Consider the following 10,679-nt stretch of genomic DNA (forward strand, 5'->3'; position numbering starts at 1 on the left):
TTCCCTGCCCGCCCTGATCCGGGCGCGGCGCGCCGGGGTCGCCGCCGCCCTGCTGTCGCCGGTGCTGCCGACGCAAAGCCATCCGGGGGCGCCCTGCCTTGGCGTCATCCGCTTCGCCGGGCTGGCGCGCCTTGCCGGGATCCCCGTCTATGCCCTCGGCGGGATCGACGGGATGACGGCGCCCCGCCTTCTGGGCAACGGCGCCATCGGCATCGCTGCAATCGGCGCCTTCAGGCCGTGATGCCGCCCAGCTGGCAGATCAGGTCCCAGGAAGCGTCGTCGACCGGCATGACCGAAAGGCGCGACTGCTTGACGAGGGCGAGATGGTTCAGCCGGGGGTCTTCCTTGACCTGATCGAGGCTGACCGCATTGACCAGCGGCTTGACCGCCTCGAGGTCGACCATGCCGAAACGCCCGCTCTCGTCCGTGTGGTCCGGGTAATATTCCTTCACCACCTCGACGACGCCGACGATCTTCTTCTCGCTGACCGAATGGTAGAAGAAGCAGCGGTCGCCGATCTTCATGGCCTTCAGATTGTTGGAAGCCTGATAGTTGCGCACCCCCGACCAGAAGGTGGTGCCGTCGCGCACCTGATCGTCCCACGACCAGGCACCCGGTTCCGATTTCACCAGCCAATGCGCCATCTCAGACCCCCGCCGGCTGGCCGATCACCCATTTCCAGGGCTTGATCTCGACCGCGGCGAAGAGGCCGGCCTTGGCGTAAGGGTCGTTGGCGCAATAGGCGCGGGCATCCTCGATACTGTCGGCCTCGACCACCAGCAGGCTGCCGGTCATGGCGGCGCCATCTTCGGTGGTGAAGGGGCCGGCGACGCGGATCCGGCTGTCCGGGGCCTTCAGCCAATTGATATGAGCCGGTCGATTGGCGAGACGGATCTCCATCCCGCCCGGCTTGTCGGTACAGATCACGGCGAAAAGCATGGCAGCTACCCTTACGAATCCCTTTTCATCCCGCAAGATGACACCAGATTTGAACGCACACGTGAAAGATTTCCATGCTGCTTTGCAACATACCGATTTTGCTTGCAAATTTGCCCTCGAAAGCATGAACACTATGTTGAGCGTTCAGGATTCAGCGGTTAAAATTGCCCCCGGGATGAAGCGTCACGAAGAAATCAAGCAGGCGATCATCGCTGCCGCCATGGAGCGGCTGGCGCGTTACGGCTATGGCAAGACGACGATGGCCGAGCTGGCGGGCGACTGCAAGATGTCGGCCGGCAACCTCTATCGCTACTTCATGTCGAAGCTGGACATCGCCGAGGAGATCGCCCGGCAGAGTTTCATCCGCACGGCGGAGCGGCTGCGCGAAGTGGTGCGCCGGCCCAATGTCCCGGCGGTCGAGCGTCTGCGCAGCTTCCTGATGGAACAGATGCAGATCACCTTCCAGGAGCTGGAAAAGGATCAGCACTGGATCGAGATGGCCGAGATCGTGGCGCGCGAGCGGCCCCATGTCGCCAACGAGGGCCTGGCCCGGGTGCGCTCGCTGATCGCCGAAATCCTGGCCATGGGCAACGCGACCGGCGAATTCGACATCGACGACGTGAATTTCACCGCCGAGATGATCCAGTCCGCCACCTTCAAGTTCCGCTATCCTCAGCTTTTCTCGGGCCTCACCCTCGACAAGCTGGAGCGGGAGGCGGCGGGGGTCATCGATCTTCTGATCAATGGCCTGCGCAGCCGGTCCAGGGACATCGCGAAATCCGCCGACGCGGCGTGAGCCGCCGTCCACCGCAGCGGACGGCTTGATCCCGGCGAATGCTCCGCCCATCATGACCCCCAGCCCATCGACCTAGAGAGCCCGCCACATGTTTCGCCTGACCGGATTGCTGCTCATCGTGGCGGGCGCCATCTTCTCCTGGCTGGGCGCCGTGGATGGCTATGCCACCTTCAAGCGCGGCGCTTCCGCTGAAGACGTGGTCGGCCAGATCCTGCGCTTCGATCCCGATCCGGCGGGCGGCGGCTATATTCCCGTCGCCACCTTCACCACCGAGGACGGTCAGCGCGTCGAGGCGCGGCTCGATCCGGTGAAGCGGCCCGATGTGGCGACCGGAACGCCCGTCCTTCTGACCTATCCGCCCGGCCGGCCCGATCTCGCGGAATCGGGCGAGCTGATGGCGGTCTGGGGACCGGCTGCGATCCCCCTGGGCGGCGGCATCATCGCCATCGTCGTCGGCCTCGGCATGGCGACCTCGCGTCGGCGCAGGCCCGAGGAATTGCCGCGGTTACCCGTCCTGATCCGCCTTGGTCTGTTCGCCGTCGCCTTCGCGCTCGTCGCCTTCGCCTGGGGCGAATATTCGGCGGTGGTCGAGACCCTGAACCGCTTCCCCCGCACCGAGGGCCGTGTCGTGGCGGTGGAGCGCGGCGCCCCCGTGGTGCGCTTCAGGACCGGCGACGGCCGCATCGTCGAATATACCGACCATGGCGTCGGGACGGACACCTATGAAGCGGGCGATGCCGTCACCATCGGCTATGCCAAGGACAATCCGGCGGGCGCGAGGATCGAGAGTTTCGGCGAAGTCTGGGCCGGCCCCGCCTTCTGGGGCTCCCTCGCCGTCCTCGCCCTGATGATCGCCCTGTTCGCCGCCAGCATCCGCCGGGGCAAGCCGGCCCCCGCGCCGGCACCGCCGCCGGTCGAGGCGCCGATCGTCGCCGAGGCCCCACCCCCACCTTCGGAACCCGCGCCCCCCTCGGCACCGCCGCTCGCCCCGCTGCCGTCGCGGCTTCGCGAGACCGGGGAGCGGCGCGAGCCCGTCTTCAATCGCGATCGCTGAAATCGCGATTGAAGACAGGGCGGCGTCTCGCCCGCCTTGCCCGACGCGGGCCATGCAGAGCTTGCATGGCCGTTGTTATTGCACTGCCATAAACAGCGGCTATACTCCGCCGCCGCTTCAAGAAGCGGCAAAAGCCCGAATTTCCGGCCCCTTGCTTCCGGCTTCGTAATCGATGAGCCGGCCCCGGGCCTTGATGCCAGTGCCCCGGAAGGCGTGTTCCATGCAGATCCGCAATATCGCCATTATCGCCCACGTCGACCATGGCAAAACCACTCTCGTCGACCAGCTGCTGCGGCAGTCGGGCACGTTCCGCGCCAACCAGCAGGTGGCCGAGCGCGTCATGGACAGCAACGACCTGGAAAAGGAGAGGGGCATCACCATCCTGGCCAAGCCGACCTCGGTCGTCTGGAAGGACACCCGCATCAATATCGTCGACACCCCCGGCCACGCCGACTTCGGCGGCGAGGTGGAGCGCATCCTCTCGATGGTCGACGGCGTCGTCGTCCTCGTCGATAGCGCCGAAGGCCCGCTGCCGCAGACGAAATTCGTCACCGGCAAGGCGCTGCGCCTCGGCCTGCGCCCGATCGTCCTCATCAACAAGATCGACCGTCCCGACGCCCGCCCCGACGAAGTGCTGAACGAGGTCTTCGATCTCTTCGCCGCCCTCGACGCCAACGAGGAACAGCTGGACTTCCCGATCCTCTATGCCTCGGGCAAGCAGGGCTGGGCCGTCACCGACATCAACGACCCGCGCGAGACCCTGGCGCCGCTGTTCGACCTCGTGCTGGCCCATGTGCCGCAGCCGTCGGTCGTCAACGACACCGAACTGCCCTTCACCATGCTGGCGACCACGCTGGAAAGCGACCCGTTCCTGGGCCGCATCCTGACGGGCCGCATCCAGTCGGGCGTCGCGCGCCAGAACATGGCGGTGAAGTCGCTGGGCGTCGACGGCAACCTGCTGGAACAGGGCCGTCTGTCCAAGCTCCTCGCCTTCCGCGGCATCGAGCGCGTTCCGGTGGAAGAGGCTTCGGCCGGCGACATCGTCGCCATCGCCGGCCTGACGGTCACCACCGTCGCCGACACGATCTGCGCCCCGGAAGTGACCGCGCCGCTGCGGGCCCAGCCGATCGACCCGCCGACCCTGGCCATGACCTTCTCGATCAATGATTCGCCGCTCGCCGGCACCGAGGGCAGCAAGGTCCAGAGCCGCGTCATCCGCGAGCGCCTGATGCGCGAAGCGGAAGGCAATGTCGCCCTGAAGATCGCCGACGCTCCCGGCGGCGACGCCTTCGAGGTCGCCGGTCGCGGCGAGCTTCAGCTCGGCATCCTGATCGAACAGATGCGCCGCGAGGGTTTCGAGCTGTCGATCAGCCGGCCGCGCGTCCTCTTCAAGGAAGAGAATGGCCAGCGCCTCGAGCCGATCGAGGAAGTGGTGATCGACGTCGACGACGAATTCACCGGCGTCGTCGTCGAGAAGGTCTCGGTCCGCAAGGGCGAGCTGAAGGAAATGCGCCCGTCCGGCGGCGGCAAGACCCGTCTCGTGTTCCATTGCCCGTCGCGCGGCCTGATCGGCTATCACGGCGAATTCCTGACCGACACCCGGGGCACCGGCCTGATGAACCGGCTGTTCCACGATTACGCCCCCTACAAGGGCGCGATCCCGGGCCGTCGCAACGGCGTGCTGATCTCGAATGGCGCCGGCGAATCCGTCGCCTATGCCCTGTGGAACCTGGAAGACCGTGGCCCGATGTTCATCGACCCGGGCGTGAAGGTCTATGAAGGCATGATCATCGGCGAGCACACCCGCGACAATGACCTCGAGGTCAATCCGCTGAAGGGCAAGCAGCTCACCAACATCCGCACCACCTCGAAGGACGAGGCGGTGCGCCTGACGCCGCCGCGCAAGATGAGCCTGGAACAGGCCATCGCCTATCTCGGCGACGACGAACTGGTGGAAGTGACGCCGAAGTCGATCCGCCTGCGCAAGCGCTACCTCGATTCCAACGAGCGCAAGCGCATGTCGCGCTCGGCCGAAAGCGCCTGAGCCAACGAAGCACCTCGGGCGCTCGCCTTCCGGACGAGCGCCCAACCCCAAGTGGCGATCTTTCGGCGGGTTGCGCGGCTAGGGGTTGATACGACCGGAAAACTCCAATATGGTGACAATTGTTCCCATTTAGGAGTTTTTCCATGCCGATAACTCCCCTCGATCTTCAGATCGGACGCCGTATTCGCGAACGCCGGTGGCTTCTCGGGCTTTCCCAGGAGCGGCTGGCGCGTCGTGTCGGCCTGAAATTCCAGCAGATCCAGAAATACGAGACCGGCGGCGCCAAGGTTTCGGCCGGTCGCCTGTCGACGCTGGCCGAAGCGCTGGATGTGCCGATCGCCTATTTCTACGACGCCCCGGCACCGGTCGCCGACAGCATCAGCCGCGACGCGGCCGAGGTCGCCCGCAATTTCATGAGCTTGCCGGACGAACAGCAGGAACGCCTGCTCGACCTCGTTCGCGCCATGGCCGCGGTCGCCCCGGCCAAACCGGTGGCCGTCGCCACCTCGATCGCCGCGTGACTCTCTGCCGGCCCTCACGGGCCGGCAGGTCCGGACAGCGAGGTACAGAGAACAGGAAGATGCGTGGACGCCCGCCACAGGCCCTACTTGATTTTGCGGACAGGCCCTGCCCATATTTACAGGCATGAGGCCAATTCGGTTCAAATTCTCGCCCGAAAAGGCCAAGGCCGCCATCCAGTGGATGGTATCGGAGGCGTCGGATATCGACCTCCATACCCTGCTGAAGACCTGCTACTTCGCCGACAAGGCCCATTTGAACAAATATCACCGCCCCATCTTCGGGGCGGCATATCGGGCCATGAAATTCGGTCCCGTGCCGGTCGAAATTTATGAAATGGCCAAAGGGGATGCCCTTTGGTTGGCCGAGCTCGGGGTGGACCGCTTCCCCTGGCGGCTGAACGGCTATCGGCTCTCCGGTGACGGCACCAATTCCCCTCCCAACCTCGACGTCCTGTCGGACAGCGACATGGAGGAATTGCGGACGGCTCTGGCGCTGTCGCGGTCGATGACGTTCGACGCCAGAACGGCTGCGACCCATGGCGCCGACTGGCAGGCCGCCAACCTCGGCTTCATGCGCTACGAAGACATGCTTCAGGATTCCCCGGTCAAGGATCGCGTCGTCTCCGACCTGCGGGAAAGCGCGGCGCGCTTCAGGCTTTGAAGCGGTGATCAGGCCGCTGGATGTCATTTGAATCTTCGACGAGAACATCGAGCCGCCGAAGCGGAAAATGGCCGTCTGCGTGGAACCCGACCTCGGCCTCTTCATCCGCATCAACTCTGAAGATTGGCCGATCGGCTCGCTTGCCATCGCCAAGGCGGATCACCCATTCCTGAAGCGGGATAGTTTCCTCGGCTGCGGCCAACCCTTTGAACTGGATGACCATACGATCCAAAGGGCGATTGAGACCGAAGGCATCAAGGGCAGGGTCACTGCGTCCCTGGCTCAAAGCATATGCTTGGCCATTCGCGGCAGCGCCACGATCTCGCGCGCGGACAAGAACGACATTTGCGCTGCTTTAGGCTGCTGATCGCGCCGCCAGCAGAGCGTCGGCCAGTTCGGCGAAGCCGTGGCCGCCCCTTGCCGTCGTGACATAGGCGGGCAAGGCGGTCAGCCGGTCGCCGAAGAAATCGAGATTGGCGACCCCGACCGCATGGGGGAAGAAGCCGAACATCGGAACGTCGTTCGGACTGTCGCCGATGAAGGCGACACGATCCCGGCTCGCGTCGAGGTCGCGACCCAGATGTTCGGCGAAGAAGATCCTGGTCATCGCCAGCTTGTCCCAGTCGCCGAACCAGCCGTTGACATGGGCGGTGCTGTATTTCGCCGTCGCCCCCGCCGCCTCGAACAGCTCGACGATGCGATCGACCGCCGCCCAGGGCAGCGGCGCCACATCTTCCCGGAAATCGATGGCCAGATCGGCCTCGCGGCAGAACTGGTCGGTCGCGATGGCAGAGCCCGGCACCGCAGCCGGGATAACCTGCGCCAGTTCGGCGAGGCGGGCGCGATCGGCGGCGCGGACCTGCGGATCCTGCTTCCAGTAGCGCCGCACCAGCCGCCGGGCGCCAGCGTCATAGGCGAAGAAAAAGGCGCCATTCTCGCCGATCACGCCGCGCACCGGCCATTGCCGGGCGATCAGGTCGCACCAGCCGGCGGGCCGCCCGGTGATCGGCACGACGTCGATCCCCGCCGCCGCCAGCCGCTCGATCGCCGCATAGGTGACGGCGGGCAGGCGGCCTTCATGGGTCAGCGTGTCGTCGATATCGGTCAGGACGATATCGATGCCGGCCAGGATCTGGCGCGGCATCCGGACGAGGGGCAAGGGCACGGTCAGGCCGTCCGCTGGCGGCGGGCGAACCAGCCGGTCACCGCGTCGACCCCCGCGGGGTCCAGCAGGATGAAGGTCTTGGTCCGGCGATAGAGGAAATCCTCCGCCGTCTTCGCATCCTCGACGGTCACCGCGTGCAGCAATTCCGCCTCCGGAATGCCCGGGGCGACCTCGTCCGCCAGCGCGGGGTTGCCACGGATCGCCTGGTAAATCTCCGCCGTCGCCGAGCCATAGGTGAAGACCCAGCGCCGCCGCACCTCCAGGGGCACCACATCCGGCCCATCCTCGGCGAGACGGGCCAGCGCCGCGCGGTCGAGGGCACCACCATGGATCGGCGCGGTCTTGGTCCAGGGGCCGGCCATTTCGGCGCCCAGCTCCTGCAACTCCGACATCACCAGTTCGCCCAGCTTGCGGTGGGTGGTGATCTTGCCGCCATAGATCGAGATCATGCCGCCCGACCCTTGCCGGGCCGAGACCAGTTCATATTCCCGTGTCACCTTCGAGGGATTGTCGCTGCCGTCGTCGACCAGCGGACGGACCCCCGACCAGCTCCACACCACATCCGCCGCCGTCACCGGATGATCGAAGAAGCGCCGGTAACAGGCGAGCAGATAATCCCGCTCCGCGTCCGAGCACTTCGGCTTCGCCGGGTCGCCCTCATGCGGGACATCGGTGGTGCCGATGATCAGGAACCGTTCCAGCCAGGGAATGACGAAGACCACGCGCCTGTCGTCATTCTGCAGGGTGAAGGCGCGGGTCTCTTTCGGCGCCGGCATCGGCACGACGATATGGCTGCCGCGCACCAGCCGCAGGCGCTTTTCAGGGGCGGCGCCGCCTTCGACCTTGCCCAGCACCGCGTTGGCCCAGGGGCCGCCGGCATTGACGACATGGCGCGCCTCGACCGTCCGGGGCCGGCCGTCCTCGCGGAAGGTGACGCGGTAGCCGTCACCGGCCGGCTCGATCCTCGTCACCGGGCGGTAGTTGCCGATATCGGCGCCCCGCGCCCGGGCATCGAGCAGGGTTTCCAGGGTCAGGCGCGCATCGTCGGTCCAGCAGTCGGGGTAATGCAGAATGGCACGGACGCCTTCGGGTCGAAGGCGCGGCACCGCGGCGGCGGCGGCGGCCGACAGGCGTCCGGTCTTTTCCAGCAGTTTCCGGCCCGACAGAAGATCGTAAAGGATAAGCCCGAGGCGAACGACCCAGGCCGGGCGCGGCTGGCCCTTCGTCACCGGCACGAGGAAGCGAAGGGGATAGACCAGATGGGGCGCGATCCGCATCAGCGTCTCGCGCTCGTGCAGGGATTCCCGCACCAGCCGGAATTCATATTGCTCGAGATAGCGGATGCCGCCATGGATCAGCTTGGACGAGGCGGAAGAGGTCGCGCTGGCATAGTCATTCGCTTCCGCCAGCAGGACCGACAGGCCCCGGCCCGCTGCGTCGCGCGCCACCGCCGCGCCATTGATGCCCCCGCCGATCACCACCAGATCAAATCGCGCCGTCATGCCCGCCTGCCGTAAACCCGCACTCCGGGTGATACCATGGCCGCAGCGCCGGTCCATGGCAAACCCGGCGATGGCCTGCCATGCGCCCGGGCGGATTTCATGCAGCTCCAAGCTGGGGTATGGTCCGCGCCATGAAGCCGGTCATCGACATCCAGAACCTCACCAAAACCTATGGCTCGGGCTTCACCGCCCTGAAGGCCGTGAACCTGCGGATCATGCCGGGCGAGATCTTCGCCCTGCTGGGGCCGAATGGCGCCGGCAAGACGACCCTGATCAGCATCGTCTGCGGCATCGCCCGGGCGACATCGGGCACGGTCCTCGCCGGTGGCCACGACATCGTGAAGGACTATCGGGCGGCGCGTGGCCTGATCGGCCTCGTGCCGCAGGAATTGACCACCGATGCCTTCGAGACCGTATGGAACACGGTCAGCTTCAGCCGGGGCCTGTTCGGCAAGGGGCGGAACCCCGCCCTGATCGAGAAGATCCTGCGCGACCTCTCCCTGTGGGACAAGAAGGACAACCAGCTGCGCCAATTGTCCGGCGGGATGAAACGCCGGGTGATGATCGCCAAGGCCCTGTCCCACGAACCGCGCATCCTGTTCCTCGACGAGCCGACGGCCGGCGTGGACGTCGAGCTGCGCCGCGACATGTGGGAGATGGTGCGCCAGCTTCGCGAGACCGGCGTCACCATCATCCTGACCACCCATTACATCGAGGAAGCCGAGGAAATGGCCGACCGGGTGGGCGTCATCCGCCAGGGCGAGATCATCCTGGTCGAGGAGAAGGCCGAACTCATGCGCAAGCTCGGCCGCAAGGAGCTGATCCTGCATCTGCAGCAGCCCCTGGCCGCCGTACCCGATTGCCTCGCGGGCTTCGACCTCAGCCTTGCCTGCGAAGGGCGCGAACTGGTCTATACCTATGACACCAAGGGGGAGCGGACGGGGATCACCGCCCTGCTCGGCGCCATCGGCGAGGCCGGCATCCGCTTCAACGACCTGCAGACCCGTCAGAATTCCCTCGAAGACATCTTCGTCAGCCTGGTGAGCACGCGGCCATGAACCTTTATGCGATCCGCGCCATCTATCTGTTCGAGATGGCCCGCGCCTGGCGCACCCTGATGCAGAGCATCATCTCGCCGGTCATTTCCACCTCGCTCTATTTCGTCGTCTTCGGGGCGGCGATCGGCCAGCACATGAATGCCATCGGCGGTGTCGACTATGGCTCCTTCATCGTGCCCGGGCTGATCATGCTCACCCTGCTGATGCAGAGCATTTCCAATGCCTCCTTCGGCATCTATTTCCCGCGCTTCACCGGAACGATCTACGAGGTGCTGTCGGCGCCGGTCTCGCCGCTCGAGATCGTCGCCGGCTATGTCGGGGCGGCGGCGACCAAGTCGGTCATCCTCGGCCTGATCATCCTGGCGACGGCGACCGCCTTCGTGCCGGTCCAGATCGAGCATCCGGTGCTGATGGTCGCCTTCCTGATCCTGACCGCGGTCACCTTCAGCCTGTTCGGCTTCATCATCGGTATCTGGGCCGACGGTTTCGAGAAGCTGCAACTGGTGCCCCTGCTGATCGTGACGCCGCTCACCTTCCTCGGCGGCAGTTTCTATTCGATCGAGATGCTGCCGCCCTTCTGGCAGACGGTCAGCCTGTTCAACCCGGTGGTCTATCTCGTCTCCGCCTTCCGCTGGAGCTTCTTCGGCCAGTCGGAAGTCGACATCGGCCTCAGCCTCGGCATGACTGGGCTGTTCCTCGTGCTGTGCCTCGGCGGCATCGTCTGGATCTTCCGCAGCGGCTACCGCCTGAAGGTGTGATCGGTCGCCGCGTCAGCCGGCGCTGCGCGCCTGGCGCCGCACGTCCTGCGGCGTCCGGCCGAGGCAGCGGATGAAACTCTGGCACAGGCGGTCGGGATCGGCGAAGCCGACCAGGCGGGCGATCTCGTCGAAACTGCGCTGGCCCTCCTCCACCGTCGGCCGCGCCGCCTCGACCCGCAGG

At 65.9% G+C, this 10,679-nt stretch carries 13 protein-coding genes; 9 read left to right on the forward strand and 4 right to left on the reverse strand.

What is annotated here, in order from left to right; genetic code table 11:
- The coding region (locus WAZ62_RS17585; RefSeq protein WP_422644839.1) for a thiamine phosphate synthase at positions 1 to 241 on the forward strand (241 nt) is incomplete at its 5' end.
- On the opposite strand, the gene WAZ62_RS17590 is transcribed toward WAZ62_RS17585, so the two are convergent.
- Positions 231 to 644 (reverse strand): EVE domain-containing protein, encoded by a 414-nt coding sequence (locus WAZ62_RS17590; protein WP_422644840.1) that lies wholly within the window; start codon positions 642 to 644, stop codon positions 231 to 233. The two genes, WAZ62_RS17585 and WAZ62_RS17590, sit on opposite strands and share 11 nt — an antisense overlap.
- Before the next feature lies 1 nt (position 645).
- On the reverse strand, positions 646 to 939 hold the full coding sequence (locus WAZ62_RS17595; protein WP_422644841.1) for a YciI family protein: 294 nt from the start codon (positions 937 to 939) through the stop codon (positions 646 to 648).
- A 175-nt stretch (positions 940 to 1,114) separates the two neighbouring features.
- On the opposite strand from WAZ62_RS17595, the gene WAZ62_RS17600 reads away from it, so the two are divergent.
- The 6 genes from WAZ62_RS17600 (at position 1,115) to WAZ62_RS17625 (ending at position 6,382) form a co-directional block, all read left to right on the forward strand.
- Positions 1,115 to 1,735: a TetR/AcrR family transcriptional regulator gene (locus WAZ62_RS17600; RefSeq protein WP_422644842.1), complete on the forward strand. Its 621-nt coding sequence runs from the start codon at positions 1,115 to 1,117 to the stop codon at positions 1,733 to 1,735.
- An 88-nt stretch (positions 1,736 to 1,823) separates the two neighbouring features.
- Positions 1,824 to 2,789 carry a DUF3592 domain-containing protein gene (locus WAZ62_RS17605; protein ID WP_422644843.1) on the forward strand — a complete coding sequence of 322 codons (966 nt, stop codon included), beginning with the start codon at positions 1,824 to 1,826 and terminating at the stop codon, positions 2,787 to 2,789.
- Between the two features lie 220 nt (positions 2,790 to 3,009).
- Positions 3,010 to 4,833 (forward strand): translational GTPase TypA, encoded by a 1,824-nt coding sequence (typA, locus tag WAZ62_RS17610; protein WP_422644844.1) that lies wholly within the window; start codon positions 3,010 to 3,012, stop codon positions 4,831 to 4,833.
- Positions 4,834 to 4,976: 143 nt separating this feature from the next.
- Positions 4,977 to 5,354 carry a helix-turn-helix domain-containing protein gene (locus WAZ62_RS17615; RefSeq protein ID WP_422644845.1) on the forward strand — a complete coding sequence of 126 codons (378 nt, stop codon included), beginning with the start codon at positions 4,977 to 4,979 and terminating at the stop codon, positions 5,352 to 5,354.
- Between the two features lie 181 nt (positions 5,355 to 5,535).
- Positions 5,536 to 6,015 (forward strand): Panacea domain-containing protein, encoded by a 480-nt coding sequence (locus WAZ62_RS17620; protein ID WP_422644851.1) that lies wholly within the window; start codon positions 5,536 to 5,538, stop codon positions 6,013 to 6,015.
- Between the two features lie 67 nt (positions 6,016 to 6,082).
- On the forward strand, positions 6,083 to 6,382 hold the full coding sequence (locus WAZ62_RS17625) for a hypothetical protein (RefSeq protein WP_422644846.1): 300 nt from the start codon (positions 6,083 to 6,085) through the stop codon (positions 6,380 to 6,382).
- On the opposite strand, the gene WAZ62_RS17630 is transcribed toward WAZ62_RS17625, so the two are convergent.
- Both WAZ62_RS17630 and glpD read right to left on the reverse strand, forming a co-directional pair.
- Positions 6,371 to 7,180 (reverse strand): HAD-IIB family hydrolase, encoded by an 810-nt coding sequence (locus WAZ62_RS17630; protein WP_422644847.1) that lies wholly within the window; start codon positions 7,178 to 7,180, stop codon positions 6,371 to 6,373. The two genes, WAZ62_RS17625 and WAZ62_RS17630, sit on opposite strands and share 12 nt — an antisense overlap.
- A 2-nt stretch (positions 7,181 to 7,182) precedes the next feature.
- Positions 7,183 to 8,682 carry a glycerol-3-phosphate dehydrogenase gene (gene glpD / locus WAZ62_RS17635; protein WP_422644848.1) on the reverse strand — a complete coding sequence of 500 codons (1,500 nt, stop codon included), beginning with the start codon at positions 8,680 to 8,682 and terminating at the stop codon, positions 7,183 to 7,185.
- A gap of 131 nt (positions 8,683 to 8,813) precedes the next feature.
- Here glpD and WAZ62_RS17640 point away from each other — a divergent pair, with 131 nt between their 5' ends.
- Together WAZ62_RS17640 and WAZ62_RS17645 are read left to right on the forward strand one after the other, a co-directional pair.
- Positions 8,814 to 9,740, forward strand: a complete 927-nt coding sequence (locus WAZ62_RS17640; protein WP_422644849.1) for an ABC transporter ATP-binding protein — start codon at positions 8,814 to 8,816, stop codon at positions 9,738 to 9,740.
- Positions 9,737 to 10,498: an ABC transporter permease gene (locus WAZ62_RS17645; protein WP_422644850.1), complete on the forward strand. Its 762-nt coding sequence runs from the start codon at positions 9,737 to 9,739 to the stop codon at positions 10,496 to 10,498. Before WAZ62_RS17640 ends, WAZ62_RS17645 begins: the two co-directional genes overlap by 4 nt.
- Positions 10,499 to 10,679: the final 181 nt, after the last annotated feature.

The sequence above is a fragment of the Zavarzinia sp. genome (assembly GCF_049306435.1).
GTDB lineage: Bacteria > Pseudomonadota > Alphaproteobacteria > Zavarziniales > Zavarziniaceae > Zavarzinia.

Coding starts and splice junctions, on each gene's coding strand:
- WAZ62_RS17590 (WP_422644840.1), bottom strand. CDS start 644: ATGGCGCATTGGCTGGTGAAATCGGAACCGGGTGCCTGGTCGTGGGAC.
- WAZ62_RS17595 (WP_422644841.1), bottom strand. CDS start 939: ATGCTTTTCGCCGTGATCTGTACCGACAAGCCGGGCGGGATGGAGATC.
- WAZ62_RS17600 (WP_422644842.1), top strand. CDS start 1,115: ATGAAGCGTCACGAAGAAATCAAGCAGGCGATCATCGCTGCCGCCATG.
- WAZ62_RS17605 (WP_422644843.1), top strand. CDS start 1,824: ATGTTTCGCCTGACCGGATTGCTGCTCATCGTGGCGGGCGCCATCTTC.
- typA (WP_422644844.1), top strand. CDS start 3,010: ATGCAGATCCGCAATATCGCCATTATCGCCCACGTCGACCATGGCAAA.
- WAZ62_RS17615 (WP_422644845.1), top strand. CDS start 4,977: ATGCCGATAACTCCCCTCGATCTTCAGATCGGACGCCGTATTCGCGAA.
- WAZ62_RS17620 (WP_422644851.1), top strand. CDS start 5,536: ATGGTATCGGAGGCGTCGGATATCGACCTCCATACCCTGCTGAAGACC.
- WAZ62_RS17625 (WP_422644846.1), top strand. CDS start 6,083: ATGGCCGTCTGCGTGGAACCCGACCTCGGCCTCTTCATCCGCATCAAC.
- glpD (WP_422644848.1), bottom strand. CDS start 8,682: ATGACGGCGCGATTTGATCTGGTGGTGATCGGCGGGGGCATCAATGGC.
- WAZ62_RS17640 (WP_422644849.1), top strand. CDS start 8,814: ATGAAGCCGGTCATCGACATCCAGAACCTCACCAAAACCTATGGCTCG.
- WAZ62_RS17645 (WP_422644850.1), top strand. CDS start 9,737: ATGAACCTTTATGCGATCCGCGCCATCTATCTGTTCGAGATGGCCCGC.